The 18747-nt window shown below is 68.8% G+C and carries 12 protein-coding genes and 1 pseudogene; 5 read left to right on the top strand and 8 right to left on the bottom strand.

From position 1 onward, the window contains the following. Positions 1-449: 449 nt before the first annotated feature. The 5 genes from ABFX45_RS44125 to ABFX45_RS44145 all read left to right on the top strand — a co-directional run bounded on the left by ABFX45_RS44125 (position 450) and on the right by ABFX45_RS44145 (position 5454). Positions 450-1313, top strand: a complete 864-nt coding sequence (locus ABFX45_RS44125) for a hypothetical protein (RefSeq protein WP_346137102.1) — start codon at positions 450-452, stop codon at positions 1311-1313. A 170-nt stretch (positions 1314-1483) separates the two neighbouring features. Beyond that, the gene (locus tag ABFX45_RS44130; RefSeq protein ID WP_346137103.1) at positions 1484-2641 is read left to right on the top strand and encodes an acyl-CoA dehydrogenase family protein; all 1158 of its coding nucleotides are present in this window, start codon (positions 1484-1486) and stop codon (positions 2639-2641) included. Beyond that, complete coding sequence (locus tag ABFX45_RS44135; protein WP_346137104.1) at positions 2638-2904, top strand: MoaD/ThiS family protein; 267 nt, start codon at positions 2638-2640, stop codon at positions 2902-2904. The genes ABFX45_RS44130 and ABFX45_RS44135 overlap by 4 nt, the downstream gene beginning before the upstream one ends. Positions 2905-2908: 4 nt before the next feature. Further along, entirely contained in the window at positions 2909-3742 is an 834-nt protein-coding gene (locus tag ABFX45_RS44140) for an acyl-CoA thioesterase family protein (protein ID WP_346137105.1), read from the top strand. Between the two features lie 11 nt (positions 3743-3753). Then, complete coding sequence (locus ABFX45_RS44145) at positions 3754-5454, top strand: class I adenylate-forming enzyme family protein (protein WP_346137106.1); 1701 nt, start codon at positions 3754-3756, stop codon at positions 5452-5454. A gap of 62 nt (positions 5455-5516) precedes the next feature. Here ABFX45_RS44145 and ABFX45_RS44150 read toward each other — a convergent pair whose 3' ends face one another. The 8 genes and pseudogenes from ABFX45_RS44150 to ABFX45_RS44180 all read right to left on the bottom strand — a co-directional run. Beyond that, complete coding sequence (locus ABFX45_RS44150; protein WP_346137107.1) at positions 5517-7307, bottom strand: acyl-CoA dehydrogenase; 1791 nt, start codon at positions 7305-7307, stop codon at positions 5517-5519. A 13-nt stretch (positions 7308-7320) separates the two neighbouring features. Further along, the gene (locus ABFX45_RS44155) at positions 7321-12741 is read right to left on the bottom strand and encodes an SDR family oxidoreductase (RefSeq protein WP_346137108.1); all 5421 of its coding nucleotides are present in this window, start codon (positions 12739-12741) and stop codon (positions 7321-7323) included. Then, entirely contained in the window at positions 12738-14075 is a 1338-nt protein-coding gene (locus ABFX45_RS44160) for an acyltransferase domain-containing protein (protein ID WP_346137109.1), read from the bottom strand. The genes ABFX45_RS44155 and ABFX45_RS44160 overlap by 4 nt, the downstream gene beginning before the upstream one ends. 30 nt (positions 14076-14105) lie before the next feature. Further along, positions 14106-14930: an SDR family NAD(P)-dependent oxidoreductase gene (locus ABFX45_RS44165; protein ID WP_346137110.1), complete on the bottom strand. Its 825-nt coding sequence runs from the start codon at positions 14928-14930 to the stop codon at positions 14106-14108. 130 nt (positions 14931-15060) lie between these two features. Further along, a complete protein-coding gene (locus ABFX45_RS44170; protein ID WP_346137111.1) occupies positions 15061-16257 on the bottom strand; it encodes a helix-turn-helix domain-containing protein in 1197 nt (398 codons plus the stop codon). Positions 16258-16771: 514 nt separating this feature from the next. Next, complete coding sequence (locus ABFX45_RS44175; protein ID WP_346137112.1) at positions 16772-17809, bottom strand: transposase; 1038 nt, start codon at positions 17807-17809, stop codon at positions 16772-16774. Positions 17810-17879: 70 nt separating this feature from the next. Further along, positions 17880-18089: pseudogene (locus ABFX45_RS46730) on the bottom strand (transposase family protein); the annotation flags it as partial. Positions 18090-18122: 33 nt separating this feature from the next. Then, a partial coding sequence (locus ABFX45_RS44180; protein ID WP_346137113.1) for a prenyltransferase/squalene oxidase repeat-containing protein occupies positions 18123-18747 on the bottom strand: 625 nt, incomplete at its 5' end.

The following is an 18747-nucleotide window of genomic DNA, read 5'->3' on the forward strand; positions in this document are numbered from 1 at the left end:
TCGCGACAGCCGAAGGGCCTGAGAGTCACTCAGAGTACTGGCTCCGCAAAAGTTCCCGCACCGAGAGAGGGCTTCGTCGAACTACGATCAATCGAATTCGAGTCGAACAGGCGTCCTCGCCGGCCTTTGCCGTGAATAGATCCTGAATCGGGTGAACACACATTCACCGTGCCGCGTAGATTCGCGCGTTCCCGGTTCCGCTCCTTCACCAGTCAACTACTATCTGTCATCAGTTGATCACGGTGCGAAATGGAGTAGTCGTGAACAGATCGGTCGAACGGCGTGAAATTCGCACCGGTGGGACGATGCCCCACAAACTCCAGGTCGGAACGTTTCTCCACCCGGAACGCGGTCTTGTTCGGTCTTCGGCCGCAGCGGTGCTCGTGGCCAGCCTGCGCCGAACGGGTCACAACGCCGTCGAGGCGAGCCAGCCGTTCGAAGGATGCGCCGTGGCCCCCGACGGCGTCCTGTTCACCGCTTCCTACCTGGATCGCGACGGCCGTGCCGTCGGCTTCTGCGTCGCCGCGCACGCCTCCGACGGAGCAGGGCTGCAGGCGGCGCGGGAGGTCGTCAACTCGTGGTCCGCGGTGTGGCGCACGCGGCGTGCCCTGGTGGCGTCGACGAGCCCGGTGTGCGGCAACGATGCACGGCAACCCTGTCGCCACATCGTGACCGCGCGAGCGGAGATGCGAGTGTTCGCGGAGCGGGGTGATCAGATCGTGGTGATCGGTCAACGCGACCACACCGCGTTGACCGCACTCCTCGACGATCTGTCCGCCGACGTGGTGGTGGTCGACCCGGATGACCGCAACCGCCGCATGCGACTGGACCCGGATCGCGTGTCCTACGTCGTTCAGCCGGGCGTGCTGATCGAGGACGCCGCACGGGTGGTCGCCACACTGCGCGCGCTCTACCCGCGTGTGCGCGGCGCCCATCCGGACGGGCTCTGCTATGCCGCGTCCGACCACGCCGCGACCGTCAGGGTCGTGGCGGCGTCGTGCGACGCCACATTCCTCCTCGGCGACGTGACACACCCCGGCATCCTGGATCCCTTCAGACTTGCCGCTGCCGAAGAGACGCAGGTCCACGTCATCGACGACGTCGCGCAGGTCCGGCCGGCCTGGATCGCGGGCGCCGCGAGCATCGGCATCGTGCCCACGACGTCGGCACGCCCGGACCTGGAGCACGACCTGCTCGATCTCCTCTCCGGCCTCGGACCGTTGTCGATCGTGCGCCGGCGTCTGACCACCGAGGTGCTACCCTCGTGGCACAGCCACCGCGCCACCGCATCGATCTCTCACGGCGTCGAATGAGCGGGCTCGTGCGACACCGCTGATCCGCCCGAAATCGCTTCTGCCCCACCCGGTTCGCGCCGTGACCGCGCGCTGCGGACAACATCTGTTGCGACCAAACAAGTTGGCAGTCGACGGTTGCTTCTCGTCCTAGCGTTCACCGGGAACTCACCGGTGGAGGAGATGGACACGTGAGCATCGAGGTCGACGTGGCGGAGTTGGTCCAACAGCGGTGGGGTGCCCTGCTCGCGCAGATCGGCAAAGCCGCCGACCACCGGCAGCTGGCCGGTGAGGCCGTACCACGCGAGTTCTTCGCGAAGGCGGGTGCCGCCGGGCTCATCGGGTTCGCCTTCTCTCAGGACATCGGCGGCGGAGGAGCCGATCTGCCGACGTGGGGCGCGGTGATGGAGGAGCTCGCGCGAGTGTGCGCCGAGCCCGCGTTCCCGATCGTGATGAGCATGGGTACGGGCGTGGCGAGCGTGCTGCAGGCTTGCGGCAGACCAGACCTGGTCGAGCACTACGTTCAACCGATCATCTGCGGCGAGCGGACGGCGACACTGGCGTTCTCCGAGGACGCCGACCCGTTCTCGATGCGGACCGAGCTGCGTCGCGCCGGAGACGGATATCTGTTGTCCGGTGCGAAGGACTTCATCACGGGCGCGACGACCGCCGACGTCTTCCTCACCTACGGTCGCGACGAAGCCGGTCGTGTGGTGGGCTTCCTGGTCCACCACGACGACGACGGGGTCGAGGTGATGCCCGCGGCCGGCCTCGGCTTCCGCACCAGCGGCATGGGCAGGCTGGTGCTGCGGGACGTGCCGATCGCGGCGGACCGCGTCATCGGGACGGACGGCCTCGCCCACGCGCAGCGCTATCTGAACCACCGCCGCCTGATTCTCACCTGCCTCGTCACCGGCATGATGCGCGCCTTGCTGGCGCGGTGTGTGACCAGACTGCGCACGACCGTCCGTCACGGCGCGCACGTGACGGAACTGCCCAACGTGCAGGCGGCGATCGGCCGGATGCACATCGCCGTCGAAACCACCAGAGCCGTCGTGGCCACGACACTCGCCAGAGTCGCCGGCGGCGTCGTGGATCCCGTGTTCGACGTCGGCATCTCCGCGGCGAAGCACTTCGCGACCGAGCAGGCGGTCATGCTCGCGACCCAGGCGTTTCGCGTGCTGGGTGGTCACGCCTACTACGGCGATCCCCGTTACGGAATCTTCCTGCAGGACTGTGTCGCCCTGTTGTGCGCGGCCGGAACTCAGGAGCTCATCGAGGTCAACATCGGCGCCCTGGTCACCGCGGGCCTGGGCGAGCCCAGCGAGAAGAGCGAGGTCCTGACATGACTTTCCGATTCACCGGCCTGCTGCTGCGTTTCGTCGGGTATCAACGCACGACCGAGATCACGGCCACGAACCTGGCGGACGCGCTTCGCCAGTTGCACGAGAGGTTCCCTCAACTGAGGCCCGTGCTCTGGGACGAGTCAGGCGACCTCATCCGCGTGCACCGGTTGCTGCTCAACGGGGAGCTCGTCGGCAAGCCCGACGGCGAGGTGCCTCTGCGCGACACCGATCAGGTCGAGGTCCTGACCGCCATCGCCGGAGGCTGAACCGATGCGACAGGTCGAGTTCACCCAGCCCGTCACCACGACCCAGTTCAGCCCGCTGCAACTGCGCCCACGGACGCTGCTGGGGTGGATGAGCGATGGCTTCGCGCGGTGGCTGGCCGCGAACCTCGTGCCGTTTCCCGCCCTGATCGCCGAACACGGTACCGCCGTCGTGGTGCAGTCAGTCGGAATCGACTACGTCGCACCAGACTTGCGGTTCGACGAGAGCGAGTGGATCACGGTGCGCTGCACGATGAGTGCGGACCTCACCGGTGATCGGCTCTGGATGTGGGTCGACTACCTCGCGACCGATCGACTCGCCGCCCGCGGCACACTGATCGTGCGCGTAGTGCGCTTGGGAGAAAAAGACAGTCTCGCCGCGCGCCCTGGCTCGTTGCCCGGCCACCTGCTCGCCAGGTTCGCTCCCGGCGAGATCCGCGAACTGGACGCGCGACAACCGGCGAGAGATGCAAAGTCGTGGCCGTCCGGCAAGTATCTGGCACTGACGTCGTCATGGAGCACCGTGCTGTGCCGCAGCCACTGCGAGGTCGCCGACCAGTGGTCGTTCATCGAAATGGTCGAACTGGTCACGCACGCCAGGGAAAGCATGTTCACAGTGGACGCTTCCGAAGCGGCCCGGCATGCGGTGGCAGCGCCGCTGCGGTCACTGCGCGCGGTCTTCCGGCGTCCCATGTTCCTGTTCGACGAATGCAAGGTGGACACCACCGTGCACACCCCGGACAACGGCGACGGACCCGTGTTCCACCACGAGGTGCGCCGTGCGGACCGGGACTCGGTGCATCTGTCGGTGTGGGAACAACTCGATCCGCTCGACACCTGACCGGAGGACCGATGTCACGATCGCAAGCCCGGCTCCCCGACAACAGGCCGCGGTGCCTCGACGCGCAGGCACCGACGATGATCCGCCGCAGGCTGACCCCGCTGTCCCGCACACCGCTGACCGGCCACATCGGCGAGGCGCTACACATCGCGGCCGACCGCCGGCCGCACCAGGTCATCACGACGGACCGTCCAGCGGACACCGATCCCACCGGTGCTCTCGCCCGGACGTACGCGCAATGGGCACACGCCGTGGACGAGGCCGCGGGCTGGCTGCACGAGCTCGGTGTCCGGCCATGGGACAGGGTCGCGGTGCTCAAACGCAACCACTTCGACATCTCGGTACTCGCCTGCGCCGCCGCCAGGCTGGGAGCCGTACCGGCGTTGCTGTCCGGTGCCTACGGCCCAGAGATCGCCCACCCTCTCCTGGCCCGGCTGGACCTGCCGTTCCTGGTGACCGACCGAGCACACCTGAAGGCCTGTGGCATCGACCCCGGCACGGTGACTCGGCTGACCGAGCGCACCGTGTGCGTCGACGGCCCGCAGGACCGTCCCGGCCTGGTGGACCTCGACGATCTGCGCGGTGCGACACCACCCGGTCCCGCCTTCCGCGCCGAGGACGAGGCGATGATCATCACGCACACCTCGGGCACCACCGGCATCCCCAAGCTCGTGGTCCACTCGGCCGAGTCGGAACGGTCCATCGCACTGATCGAGTCAGAGCGGTGGCCGGTGATCGGAATCCGGCCGAGCGACCTGTGGGCCTACAGCGAACCCTTCTGGCACGAGCGGCAGACGCACAACCTGTTGTCACTGACCGCGATCGGCCCCCGGATGCTGGCGATCTCCGACCCGCTCGCGCCCTCCGTGCGCGATCTGCTGGTGGCTCATCGGCCGACGCTGGTGGAAGCGTTGCCGAACGTCTTCCTGGCCTGGGAGAGCATGGCACGCGACCCGGCCCGGCCCTTCGGCCGGGTGCGTGAGTACATCAACTCCTTCGACGCCATCCACACGCGCACGATCCGCACCTTCCTGGACGCGAGCGACCGGAGAATGCCGATCTGGCTGCAGGCCTGGAGCCAGAGCGAGAACGGCACCCTGCTCATGCGCCCGTACGTGCGCTGGTCGGTTCGCCGCAGGGGCAGGCGCCCGGCGCCCACCCAGTCGCTCGGCTGGCCTGTCCCCGGATTCGGCCGGATTCGCACCGTGGACCCGGTGACGGGCGAGCCCACCAGGCGGGGTGAGGCGGGGTTGGTCGAGATCGCGCAACCGGGGCGCTGTCTGGCCTACGTCGGCGAGCCGGAGCGCCACGCCGCGAAGCGCGACGGCGAGTGGTGGCACACGGGCGATTTCGGCGTCATCAACCGCCTGGGCGCTCTGCGGATAGTCGACCGCGAGATCGATCGGCTGCCCGACGGCAGCGCGATCGAGCTGGAAGACGTCCTGCTGGATCGGCTCGTGAACACGACGGAGGTGATCGTGCTGCCCGTGGCGGGACAGCGGCCGGTCCCGGTCGTCAGCACCGCGGACGACATGCCATTGGACCTCGAGGAGTGGCGGCAGGCGACGGCCGGCCTGCCCGCGCTCGCCGATCCGATCCAGATCCGGTGGGAGGAATTCCCCAGGACCGGGACGTGGAAGGTCCGGCGGGTGGAGTTGCGGGAACGCCTGGTTCCCGGCAGCCGGCCACACGGCCACGGCAGCTGGACCTGATCCTTTTCGCTCCCAAGGCTGGGCCCCTGCCCGGAGAGGGACAGGGGCCCAGCCGCGTGCCGTCAGGACGACGGCGAGAACTGCGCGGCGGCGGTGACTGTCGAGCCAGGCAACAGCAGCGCATCGGCCAGTGACACCGCGTCGGGGTGGATGCGTTCGCACAACAGGTTGAGCGCGACGGGAATCATCCGCACCTGTTGTGGTGTCAGCACTTCCTCGGCCAGGTACCAGCCCGAGTTGCCGGCGATGTGGCGCAGCGCGAAGAACGACGCGAGCCGCGTCACCGCATCCTTGCCGCGGCCGTCGCGCAGACGGTCCGCATCTGCCAGCAGAGCTTCCAGCGCCAACCGGGTGACATGCGTCTCGACGAACTCTGAGGCCAGCCAGCTGCGGTTGTTCCACGCCTCGAACGGCGGTTGCCCCCGCCGGACCGCGGTACGCATGCCGTCCGCCAGCGTCTCATGCAGACCGCGTTCACGCAGGGCGATCAGGTCGAGCGCGATTCGGGGCTGTGACACGTCCCTGCGGTTCGGCTGTGTGATCCGCGGCGAAGGCGGACGGTACGCCGTGCCCGCGGCCATGGCCCTCGCCGCCTCCAGGGTGATGAGCCGGCTGTCGCCCGCGGCCGGCCCCAGGACGTGTCCGAGCCCGAGGTATCCGACGAATCGGTTGACGGCGAACATCCCGTGAGACCCGCACCGCTGTCCGCATTCGCTGGCGATCCGTTCCGCCGCCGCTCCGCAGTGCGCCTTCACCAGTCCGATCGTGCGCCTGAATCCCGAACTCCAGCTGGGATCGGGATCGCTCGCCGCGCCGCTCCACTCCCGCTTCACCCGGTTGACGAGGCTGGTGAGCGCGTAGGACTGGGCCAGCGCGTCGAACAGCGGCAGCTGCTGACTGCGATAGGAGAGCACCGGTTGTTCGGGTGCGCTACGGGAGAGGGTTCGCCGATCGGCGGCGAACCGGACCGCCAGCGCGGCAGTGGTCCGAATCGCCGCAGCGAGGGCAGCCGCGGAGGCGGCCCATGCTCTGTGCCGGACGTCGAGCGAGCGGAGCAGCCTCTCCTCGGGTCCGCCCAGCGGATCGTGGAACCGGCCGTCAGGCTCCAGTCGCGCACTGTCGTGCAGGAGGCTGCGCGCGGATATCCGCACCCGGTCGAACCCGATGGTCGCGTAGTCCAGCGGGAGGAACGGCACCTCGGGCAGCGCCGTGATGCTGACTCCCGGCAGCGGTCCGTTCTCGTCGCGGATCGGCACGACGAATCCGAACACGCCGCGGTCCTCACCCGAGGTGAGCAGGCGGGCGTAGACGACGCCCAGTTTGCGAACGCCGTCCAAACCGACGTTCGGCATCAACTTGGCGGCTTGGGCGTCTGGCGTGTGCAACACGAACTCGCCGGTCAGTGGATCGTGCACCGCCTCGGTCCTGATGCCGATGTGGCTGTTACCCAGACCCGTCTCGGTCACCAGGAGCGAGCCGAACGAGTTCATGGAGTCGAGCTCGCCGATCCAGTCGCCGATGTCGTCCCGGCCCGCGCCGAACTCGTCGATCGCCCCCAATCCCAGACAGGTGTGCAGGGTGGTCGCGAGAAACAGGGAGGGACTGGTGACCGAGCACCATTCGAGCGTGGTGAACAGACGCGACGGATCGGCCAGCAGCTTGCTCGACGGGCCCAGTTGTTCGCCGAGCCTGCGCAGCCGGCGGTAGGTGAGCCGGCACACCTCCTCGTTGCCGAGGCCGTCGCGGTGATCGAACAGCGACTCGGCGGACAGACCGGCAAGACAGTCCAAGGTGGACTGGTCTGCGGTCGCGTGCACGAGTGAGCGCAGATCGCGCTGTGTGATGTCATCCATCGTTCCTCCCCGCTCACCGGCCGGCGGCGGACGCGGCGGTGAGCCGGCCGCTCGTCGTCCACTCAAGACCATTCATCCGCACGAGAACGGTGCCGTCCGGTGCGAGCGCATGCACACCCTCGCTGTCAACGCACACGAGCACGTCGCGGCCGTGCGCGTCGAGCAGATCGACGTCGTTCGACGTGGTGAACAGTTCGATCGACCCGATCCCCACGGGAACGGGAGCATCCTGGTCGTGACCGTTGGTGGTCTGGGCGGTGATCAGGCCCAGCTGAACCATCGCGTCCATCAGCAGCACGGGCAGCCGGAACCCGGCGAACCGTTGTTCCCACGCACCGAACTGCGGCGTGAAGAACGCGGTGGTGGAACCAGCGCCGATCCGGACACCGGACAGCGAACGGAACGGGCCGGAGAGCACCACGCGACCGGCGGACCGGTAGTGGAACGGCACCACCACGCGTCCGTCCTGGGCCGGCAGGGTGTGGTGCGGGACGGCTCCGGGGCTGCGCGTGCCGATCTCCGCCACCTCGGCGTGCACCCGGTCACGGCGCAGCACCAGTCCGCTCGGCGTCACGACGTCACTGCGCACGCTGAGCCCGCCGGACGGGGTGCGCACCACCCGATACGCCGGGACGTGACGGGCAGGCATGGTGATCGGCGCGTGGAACCGCACGTCCCGGAACGTGACCGGGTGAACACCCTCGGTCGTGACCAGTTCGGTGACGAACGCGCCGGGAAGCGTCGGCACCCCTGCCAGCACGTGGTGGTCGAGATACCCGTCGGTCCCCGGATCAGGCCGCCAAACGGCGTTCTCGTCCGTGGTCCAGCAGGACGCCGCACGACGGCGCGTGTCCAGCCATCGCTGCTCGCTGCGGCCGAGCATGGTCACGACGGGCGTGTCCGCACCGGCGGACAGCTCGTCGAGGAACAGGGCCAGACCATCCTCATTGGACAGTCCAGTGAGCGTGTTCTGCTTGCGCAGCAGCTCACGCGTCACGGGTTCACTCGCGAACCCGGCCTCGTCCCACAGCGGCCACGCCAGTGTCGACTCGTGGCCGTCTCCGAACGCGGCCTGCCACGCCGCGGCCTGGTTGAGCAGGTCGTTGCCTGAGCAGTAGTCCGCCTCACCCGGCCAGCCCAGCACGGCGAGCAGCGAGCCGAAGTTGATCCACCGATGAGGCCTCCTGCCCGCGAAGGCGCGACTGAGATTCAGGTGGGCCAGCAGTTTCGTGTCGCGCACCGCCCTCGCCTGCTCCAGCGTGGTGGTGCGCACGCTGCCGCCGCGGTGCAGTCCCGCCGCGTTGAGCAGCAGATCGACCCGCGGGTGGGCGGACAGGATCGTGCCGACGGCGCGGTCGACGGCGACGGGATCGGCGAGGTCGCACACGAGGTGGTGCACCCGGTCCGCACCGCAGATGGCGGCGAGCCGTCGCATCGTGCGGGCCGTCTGCGCCTCGGCGCGCAACCGGTCGTGCTCGGCGATGAGCTCCGCCATCGGACGATTCAGACTCGTCCTGCGCGCCTCGGCGAGGAATGCGGACCGCTCCGGCACGTCCTCCCTGCCGGGAGCGGTCCTGCCGAGCAGGTAGATCGTCGGTGTGCCGCGTGCAGCGAGTCCGCAGAGGAGTTCGGCGGTCAGCCCGCGTGAGCCACCGGCCGCGACCACCACGGCGTCGGACGGAAGCGGATCCCGGGGCCCGACCGGCAGTTCCGCGCCGACGAGTTCGGGGGCGAGGCGCCTGCCTCCCGAGTGTGCGACGACGGCGAACTCGTGGTCGTGCGCGGACTCGATCCGCCACACGTCCAGTGCCCGGCCCGGCGAGGTCACGTCGGTGAGGACTGCCAGCGCGAAGGCGGCGTCTCGTTCTCGCGTGAGGCTCTTGACCAGACCGGTGAACGGGCCTGTTGCCGGGTGAGCGACGTCGCCGCGCATCGAGTCGAGGAGGATCACCCCGAACGAGTCACCGGCCTCTGCCGTCCACCGCTGCGCTGCCAGATAGGCCAGGTCGTGCAGCGGGCGCAGCCGAACCGCCGCGCCGACGTGGTCGGCCGAGTCGTCACTCGCTCCGAGGTCGGCGACCACCCGTACATGCCGCACGGTGAACTCCGGTCCCGGCAGGCCGGCCGCATCGGCGGCGACCGGTTCGCCCTTCGCCACCACGACGATCACGCCGGAGGGCAGAGACAGACTCGCCACCAGCTTCTCGTCGTCCACCAGCAGAAGGGTCTGGGGTGGTAGTGCGGCGATCTCGGCCGACACGGGCCGAGGCGCGGCGGGCGAAAGCCGGGAGATCATCCGCTGCACACGACACGTGCGCGCGGGCGCACTCGGTGGTTCGTCCTCCGCTTCGGACCGCGTCACGTCGATCGTCACCTGCGGGCCCCAGTCCGCCGCGCTCGCCACGGTGCCGCGACCACCGGGCCCGACAAGACGAGCCAGCAACGCCACCACCCCGTCGGCGCCGAGGTAGGTCCGACCACAGTCACTGAGCGGTGGCACCCGGCGCGGCCGACTGTCCACATCGGATGAACCGAGGGCGGTGCTGATCGTGGCCAGGACCGGAAGCCCCCGAGCCTGTGCTGTCGCCTTCCGCGCGAGGACGGCGACGAAAGCGCCTTCGCTCACTACGGCCCGCTCCCCCGCCATGGCGAGCACGTCGGCGAACTCCGGAGTGCTGTTACCGTTGACGCCTGCCACAAGTGCGATGTCGAGATCGCCGTGACGCAGGTACCGCTCGGCGCAGCGAATCGCGGTCAGACCGGAGTCCGGCCCGTCGTCGACCGTGCTGTTCAGGCCGTGGAAGTCCCACAGCGACGCGAGCCGCGCGGGAATGATGTTGGGCATGATTCCCGGAAACGCGTCTTCGGTGCTCGGCGGCACGAGCGCGCGGACCGCGTCGGCGACTCGCTGGACGGCGGCCTCGTCGTCGTGCAGCACGGCGCGCAGATCGCCGAGGTAGCACCGCAGCGCGTAGTGCACCGCTCGGCGAGTCGGCCCCATGTGGCCTGCGATCACACCGGTCGTGTCGCGCAACTCGGTGCACGCGTCGCGCACCTTGGCGTCGAGGCGGGCAGCGGCACGCAGGAGCATGATCTGGGTGCGATCCATGTTGCGCAACGTGGTCGGAGGAAGACGCACCTCCTCGAACCCCGGCAGCGGGTACTCCTCGCCGAAGCCGGGAGGCGGCGCTGCGGCGGTGCCGCGCAACCAGCCGGGCACGTCGGCGGCGACGCCCGGCACGTCGGCCGACCAGCCCACGACGACGACATCGTCATCGGCAGGTGACGCGGACGCGGCCGCACCATGAGGCTGGTCGCTGAGCACCAGATGCGCGTTGGTCCCGCCGAAGCCGAACGACGAGATCGCGGCCCGCCGCGGCGTCGCCGAAGGCAACGGGGTCGCGATGGTCGGTGGTGTGAAGCGTGAGTCGTCCAACGCCGGCAAGGGATTGCGCAGGTATGCCTGGGCCGGGACCACACCGTGGTTCAACCCGCTGAGCACCTGAACGACCGAGACGACCCCCGCGGTCCACCCCGTGTGTCCCACGACAGGTTTGTTGGACGACAACAGCGCAGGCGGGCCGGAGCCGAGAACCTGGTCCAGGGTGGCGACTTCCGTGCTGTCGCCCACCTGTGTTCCGGTGGCGTGTGCGACGACCCACCGCACGGTCGCCGAGTCCACTTCGCACTTGTCGTACGCTCGGCGCAGCGCATGCACCTGCCCCGCGGGGTTGGGTGCGTAAATGGCTTTGCCCCGGCCGTCGCAGGACAGCCCTATTCCGTCGATGACGCCCAGCACCCGGTCACCGTCCGCCCGCGCCCTGGAGAGCTTCTTCAGCACGATCACACCCGCGCCGTCGGAGAACAGCACGCCGCTCGCATCCTGGTCGAACGACCTCACCTCGCCGGTCCGCGACAGACCGCGCAACTTGGAGAACAACACGAGGTTGCGCGCGCTGTAGGCGAAAGCACCTCCGCAGACCGCGATGTCACACGCGCCCTCGCGCAGAGCCTTCATGCCGAGATCGATCGCGTACAGCGACGACGAGCAGGCGGTGTCGACCATCACCACCTCGGTCTGTTCCGGCAGCAGCCCTCGGAAGGCGTTGCGTCCCACCCGGTGTGGCAGGAACTCCGACGCGGGCGCGTGCGGCCGGCGGTACCGCTTGGCGAGCCGCTCTTCCGGGTCGAAGCCCATCCTGCGGGTGTAGCCGGACAGCACGAGGTGTTCTTCGAGGTCCTGGCTTCCGTCCGCGGTGTAGCCGAACGAGGCGAAGCATCGGTCCTCGGCAGTGCGGCCGACGCCCTCCAGCGCCTGCAGCAGGCTGTGGCGCAGCCACAGCGTCGTGGATTCCTCGCACGGTGCCGTGCCGGCGTCCAACTCCGCGCGCAGGGTTGGGTGGGGCTCGAACCGGGTGATGAAACCGGACCGGCGGGAGTAGGTGCGGTCCTGCTCGTCCGGATCGTCGGACTGGAACGAGTCGATGTCGAAGCCGGCCGGTTCGGTGAAGACGTGCTCCGCTCCGTTCAGCACCTTCCAGAGTTCCTCTGGCGTGTTCGCTCCCGGAGTGACCACACCCATGCCGACGATCGCGATGTCGTCGGGATTGCCCTGCGGTTCGGGCACCTCGGCGGCGTCCGGGTTCGGTGCCGCGGGCGACAGCAGGAAGGAACCGAGCGAAAGGCCGCCGTCCGCCACCACGATCTGGCCGGTGATCCACGAGGACTGTGGTGAGGCGAGGAAGACCACCAGCTCGGCCAGCTCCTCCTCCGTGCCGAGGCGGTGCCCGAGAGGGGTGGCTTCCCTCACCCGGGCGGCCAGCCGATCGGCCTGTGGAAACATTCCGGCGACCGCACCGCCGATGAGACCACCGGACGCGGTGTTGACCCTAATCCCGTTCGGGGCGAACTCGACGGCGAGATACCGGGTGAGTGACTCGACCGCGGCCTTCGACGTGCCCACGGTGAGGTAGTCGCTGATCACCATGGTGCTGCCGAGCGAGGACAGGTTCACGATCGCGCTGCCGTCGCGCATCAGTGCCGCCGCCCGGCGCGCGCACCAGAGACTTCCGCGCAGGTTGGTGTCCAGCGCCCGGCGCCAGTGCGACTCGTCCAGTTCGGACAGTGGCAGCAGTGCGCCCGCGGCGGCGTTGTTCACCAGGACGTCGAGTCGGCCGTGCCGCTCGGCGATGGTGTCGAACATCGCGTCAACCTGGGGTCGCATGGCGACCGACGCGCGGATCAGCTCCGCGGAGTGTCCTGCCCCCCGCAGCTCGTCCAGCAGCGCGGGTGCCTCGTCGGTGGCGTGGAAGTAGTTCACGATCACGTGTGCGCCCAGCCGGGCGAACGCCGTGCTGATCGCCCTGCCGACACCGCGCGCCCCGCCCGTCACCAGGACTACGCGGCCGCGGAACGATTCGTTGGCCGAGCTCATGACATCACCTGCTGACCGGATCGCGTGACGACGTGGTCGGCGATGTGGCCGAGGGTGGGCAGTTCCCACACCCGCATCCGGTCCGAGGAGGAAGCGAGATCGAATCGCTCGACAACCCGGTTCAGCAAGGAGGTCTGTTTGAGCGAGTCGACACCGAGCTCGGCCTCCAGCAGCACCTCCTCGGTCAGCACGTCCGGCGGGTACTCCAGCGCGGCCGCGTACAGCTCGCGCAGCTCCCGCAACACCTGCTCCCGGGAAACCGGCTCCGCGGCCCGCTGCTCGGGCACCCGCTGGGGTGCGGCCGGGGCCACGACCGCGGCAGCGGAGTCCCCGGCCTCGTGCGGCACGGCCACCGGTGCGGTGTGCTGCCGCGCGGGACTCGTGCTCGCCGCAGCACTCAACCCCTCGCTCTCGCGTTCCGGATCGATGAGCGGTGCCTCGGTCCGCACCCCCGGCACGGTGAGCTCGACGCACCGCGTCAAGGTGTTGAGCGCTCCGGCCTCGACGAAGTTCTGGTAGCCGGACGCGTGCAGATCTCGCACCGTCCTGGTGAACAGCACGGGCAGGACCAGGCACTCGGCGAGTGCCTGCTTGAGATCGTCGTCATCGGTGTAGCGGCGCAGGTGGATCGGCGAGTGCACCGGCCGCTGCAACGGCAGCTGGCGGATGCCGGCCATCAGCTCGACGAACGTCGCGACAGCAGGGCGCATGGCGGGGTGGTGAGAGGCGTAGGGCAGCTGCAGCCGGGCGAAAGGCAGATCGAGTGCCTTGGCCACCAGCTCGGCGCGGTCGACAGCGGCGGCGGGGCCGCTGAGCACCGTCTGCCGCGGCGCGTTGAGGCAGCCGATGACCAGATCCGGCTCGTCCAGCGCACCAGGCAGGTGCCCGGCCGCGGTCTCATTGGTGCCGATCGCCGCCATCACGCCACGGCCCTCCCAGTCCCGCAGCGCGTCGCATCGCGCGCACACCAGCCGGGCCCCGTCGGCGAGGCTGAACGCTCCGGCCGCGACCAGCGCCGCCATCTCGCCGAAGCTGTGACCGACGAGGAGGTCGGGTTCCAGACCGTGGCCGACCAGAATCCGGTGCGTTGCCATCGAGGTTCCGAAGATGGCCAGTTGCAGCAGCTCGGCGGGTTCGGCGAGCATTTCCTGGATGGTCAGGGGCCGGTCGTGGAAGAGCAACGCCGACACCGGCGGCAGACCACGTTCAGCGGCCACCTCGTCGATCTCGCGGAAGGTCTCGTCGACCTGACGGTGGTTCAGCCGCGCTCGGCGCAGCACACCGGTCGAGTACGCGCCCAGACCGGGGAACAGGAAAACCGTACGAGAGGACATCGAAACTCCTGACGAACTGGTGCAAGGAGGTCACACGGCGACGCGGCCGAGCGCGAGCATCTGGATCATGGTTGGGCCACCGACGTAGCAGGTGGTTCCGTCGTCGACGGTGAGACAGGCGCCCGTGACCATGCTCGCGGCGTCGCTGGCGAGGAACACGGCGGGACCGACGACGTCGGCCGGCTCGCCGAACCGCCTGCACGGAACCGCGGCCCGCAGCCCTTCCGTGGCGTCCGGGTTGCCGAGGATGTTCATGGTCAGCTCGGTGCTGATCCAGCCTGGCGTCATCGCGTTCACCCGGACCCCGGAGCCCGCCCACTCCGCGGCGAGCGTGCGCGTGAGCGAGACGATGGCGGCCTTGGACGCGGCGTACGGCGCCATCATCGGCACACCGCCGAGCCCGGCGATGGAGGAGATGTTCAGCACGGATCCGGTGCCGCGCTTGACCAGGTGACGCCCGACGGCCTGACACACATGGAAGACGGAGTCGAGGTTGAGGCGCATCACCGTGCTCCAGTCAGAAGACTCGAGCTCCAGCACGGGACCCGCGACCTCGAAACCGCCCGCGTTGTTCACCACGACGTCGAGCTGGCCGAACTCGGACATGGCCGTGCCCACCGCGCGCCTGATCTGTTCGCCGTCGCTCACGTCGCACGTCAGCACGAGCGCACGTCTCCCGAGTCGCTCGACCTCGTCCGCGACCTCTTCGAGGGCGGTCGTGCCACGGGCGAGCAGGGCGACGTCGGCACCGGCTTCGGCGTATCCGAGAGCGATCGCCTTGCCTATACCGCGGGACGCACCCGTCACCAGCGCGGTCTTGCCCTCGAGACTGAACTGACCTGTCAACGTCCGCATCGGTTGGCCTCCAAGCCGGACTCGCCGAACTGCCTCCAGCCTGCGGGGCTCGCACCCGCGAATTCACAACTTCGCTGGCACGTCCCGGAACCGACGACACTTGCGAGCACGAAACCAAGAAGAATTGGCATCACAGCAACTTCGCTCGTTCGGCGAGCCTCCAGACCTGGCTGCGCACCGCCGCGTCGTCGAGATCGAGCAAGGTGTGGACGACCCGATGCGCCTCGCCGTTGAAGACGATCTCCTCGGCGCACGCCTCCTCTGCTTGCAACAGCGCGAAAGCGGCGGCAGCGGCGTCGCGTTCTTCGGCGTGTGCCCGCGCGAGCGCGATGTAGTGGAGGGCCTGCCGCTCACTGGTCACCGTGCCGCTGACATCGACCTTGCTGGCGAGCCGGAGCGCGCGGCGAATACGACCGAGAACGATCTCGACACGAACGGCGTGGATGCCGACGTCCGTGGGACCGAACGAGCTGTGCAGATCGTTGCGGTCGTGCCCGAGCACCTCCGCCGCCTTGCCCGCCAGGTCGAGCGACGCCCACGCCGCCAGATGATCGTTGCGCACCGCCTCGATCTCGGCGGCGATCAACTGGGTCGCGCCCCAGACGGAAACGACCTCCGGAGGATCGGTGGGCACACCGGGAGACAGCCGGGCTGCCGCCCTGCGACAGACGTCTGCCGCATCGCCCTCACAGCCGAGCGACACGAGGGTGGAGGCCATCCCGCCTTCACAGGCGGCGAGCACCACATCGTCGCCACACCGGCGGGCCGCGCTGAGCGCCCGTTCGCTCGCGAGCAAAGCGAGCGGCGGATCGTTGACATGGCGCAGGTAGGCCGCGGTCAGCCGGTAGGTCTGCGCTGTGACGCGCTGGCCCAGTGGACTGTCGTCAGCAGCCAGCCGGGAGACCTGGCCGAGCAAGGGCGGTAGGCAGCGTTGCATGAGGCTGTAGCGGTGGGTTGCTCCCTGCCACCCGGTCCACGTCGCCTCGAGCCTGTCGCACAGCACGTCGACATCCATGGTCACGGACTCGAGTGGCGCAGGATGGAACAGCGCCTGGCGCACGGCGGAGGGAGCCGTGCTGTCGCCCGGCCGCGTTCGCTGCGGAGGGACGACGATACCGATGAACGAGCTGACGTCGTCGATGCGCAGGACCTCGGCGATACGAAGCAGCGTGGTGAGCTTGTCCAGCCCACGATCGCCCTTCTCCACCTGCCGCAACCACTCGGCGCTGTAGCCCACCAGCCCGGCGAACGCCTGACGGGACAACCCGCGCCTTCGCCGGAGCAGCTCGATTCGCCGGCCGATCGTCAACTCACTCCGCGCGCTCACAGGACCTCCCGAGGTGACCTGGCCCTTCTTCCGCAGGACCCCTGTTGCGGAAGCGCCCTCTTGTCATGCTCAGTCAACCGGCGATCACGCTGCGAAGTAATGGGCGGAGAGAGGTGATGCGTCCAGAATCGCGTGGCGTTTGACGAGTTGGAGTGAAGAGCAACGAGCGGGTGTGACAAGGGCGTGCTCATCAAGTTGTCAATGGCCATTTGTTCTGGTTCTGTCCCTGATTGCGTGATCAACGAGTCCACTCGGGCAGCTGCTGCGATCAGCGCATGAGCAGTATTCGCTTGCGCAGCAAGGAGAAGCTCGCTCGTCCGACATCTGCCGTTTGATCATTTTGATGCGGTTGACGTGGCCTTCGACCGGTCCGGAGTTCCAGAGCAGGCTGATTCCCGCGGCGACCGCGTCGTAGTCCTGACGCAGGCCGCGGGCGAACTTGTGCAGAGGGGGAGCCTGGTGGCTCCGGCGTGCTCGATCCAGTCGGAGAGACCGGCGCCGTCGTGGTTGTCCATCATTGCCGCAAACGCGCGGACACACTGGTAAACGGCGTCCAGCTCAGGGCAGCGGGCCAGGACTTGAGCGAGTTGATTCTGCTCGTCGTGGTCGAGGTTGGCGGGCTTGCGGATGATCCAGCCGCTCGCCTGGCGCACGCTCGGCCCATCGGGAACGGCTGGGGCGGCTGGCCCGAGGAGCGTAACGGTTGCAGGCAACAGCGGACGCTGCGCTGGCTGCCGCGATAGCCGAGGTCGCGGATCTCGGCGTGCAGCCGGGCGGCGTCGGTGCAGCCCTCGTTCCAGCGCCGGTGCAGATGTGCCAGGAAGGGCCGCAGTTCGCTGTCGCGGTGGCGTGACGGGTTGCTCAGGAGCTCCTCGGCAGTGCCGGCGCCGACGTAGCGGCGAACCGTCTTACGGTCCAGCCCGAGGATCTCGGCGATCGAGGTGAGTGCCACGCCCTTGCCGAAGAGATCGTGCACCGCGGCGTGACGCTGCCGGGTATTCGCGGCCCGCAGCCCCTCCAACTCCTCTGTCACAGGCTCGGCCGGGGCCAGCTCGGGCGGTTCAACCGGTGGTTCGTCCACAGGAGGACGCAGGCTGTCGCGGTGTGCCGCAGCCACCTTCTCCACCGCATCACACAGATTGCGCCACAGATGGAACCGGTCAGCGACCTGCACCGCCTCCGGTGCCGCCGTGCGGGCGGCCTCGGCGTAGGCACTGGCCCGGTCACGGCAGATGATCTCGGTGCCGGGATGGTCGCGCAGCCAGGCGGTCAGCGGCTCGGCGGTGCGGTCGGGCAGCACGTCCACCGGTCTGCCGGACTCGATGTCGATCAGAACCGTTCCGTAGACGTGGCCACGACGCAGGGCGAAGTCGTCCGCGCCCAGCACAGTCACGGTCGTGACCTCGGGATCGGGCAGCGCGTGGACCAGCCGCAGCAGCGTGTTCTTGGCCGCCGGCAAACCGAGCAACGTCGACAGCCGCGCCCCGGCGCGGCCCGCCAGCGCCAGGCCGACCTGCTCCAGCGTCCTGCGCGCCAATCCTGTCCTGCGCATGCTTGGCGGTCACTCCGTCGACCTGCTCGGCAAACGTCCTCACCGGGCATTCCTCGTCGCCGCAGAAGAACCTGCGCATCTGTAATCGAAGCACGACCGGCTGTCCGGCGACCGAGGCATCCGCCAGCTTGCGGTCGTAGCGGCTGTGCGCCTTGCTCGACCGCCGCCCGCATCGCGGACAGGCAGCGTCCAACGCCCTTGCCGCGGCCCAGATCACCACACCCGTCGAGATCCGGTCGATCCGTTGCACCGCAACACCATCCAGATGCGGCAACAACACACCCTGAGCTTGATCATCACACCCTGATCATGATCACAAAGGGCCGGAGCCGCGCTCGCGTCGGCCCACCAAGTTGATCACGCAATCAGCACAGAACCTTCGTTCTTCCCCATAGGCGGCCTGGAGTTCTCCCCACTGTTCGAAGGTGCCGTCTGAGTGTTGACGCTCTGCCAGGAACTCCAGGGCGTGGCGCAACGTGCGGGTGCCTTCCGGGTCGCCAGGCCGGATGGCGTTGGCCGCGGCAGCCGTCATCGCCACCTCGGAGGCAGCTCCCGGGACATAGGTGGGAAACCCGCCGTCCTCCCCGCGAATTCGCCGCAGGTACCCGAGCCCGGCGGTGATCTCCTGTCGATAACGGCGGGAGTCCACAGCACGCAGGAACTCCAACGCAACGGAGGTGTCGTCGACATCGGTCTGTGCGACCCCCACTGCAAACCCCCAACCTCCGTCGAGTTGCTGGAGCTTGGCGATGCGATCTGCCAGTTCGAGCAACCGGCCGGTCAGCCGAGGGCTCGTGCCGGCCAAACCGACACCGGCGAGCGCCGTGACGAAGATGCTCTCGTTGCGGATGAAGGGGAAGCCGCCGTCCGCGCGCTGTGCGACCTGAAGCCGGGTGATTCCCCGGCCGACCAGGTCGGAGTGTCCGGGGACGAGGCGC

This window comes from Lentzea roselyniae, assembly GCF_039537795.1.
Classification (GTDB): domain Bacteria; phylum Actinomycetota; class Actinomycetes; order Mycobacteriales; family Pseudonocardiaceae; genus Lentzea; species Lentzea atacamensis.

Bases quoted from the DNA above. Each gene is read 5' to 3' on its own strand.
- ABFX45_RS44135 (WP_346137104.1), top strand. From the start codon at position 2,638: ATGACTTTCCGATTCACCGGCCTGCTGCTGCGTTTCGTCGGGTATCAA.
- ABFX45_RS44165 (WP_346137110.1), bottom strand. From the start codon at position 14,930: ATGCGGACGTTGACAGGTCAGTTCAGTCTCGAGGGCAAGACCGCGCTG.
- ABFX45_RS44140 (WP_346137105.1), top strand. From the start codon at position 2,909: ATGCGACAGGTCGAGTTCACCCAGCCCGTCACCACGACCCAGTTCAGC.
- ABFX45_RS44175 (WP_346137112.1), bottom strand. From the start codon at position 17,809: ATGCGCAGGACAGGATTGGCGCGCAGGACGCTGGAGCAGGTCGGCCTG.
- ABFX45_RS44150 (WP_346137107.1), bottom strand. From the start codon at position 7,307: ATGGATGACATCACACAGCGCGATCTGCGCTCACTCGTGCACGCGACC.
- ABFX45_RS44160 (WP_346137109.1), bottom strand. From the start codon at position 14,075: ATGTCCTCTCGTACGGTTTTCCTGTTCCCCGGTCTGGGCGCGTACTCG.
- ABFX45_RS44155 (WP_346137108.1), bottom strand. From the start codon at position 12,741: ATGAGCTCGGCCAACGAATCGTTCCGCGGCCGCGTAGTCCTGGTGACG.
- ABFX45_RS44145 (WP_346137106.1), top strand. From the start codon at position 3,754: ATGTCACGATCGCAAGCCCGGCTCCCCGACAACAGGCCGCGGTGCCTC.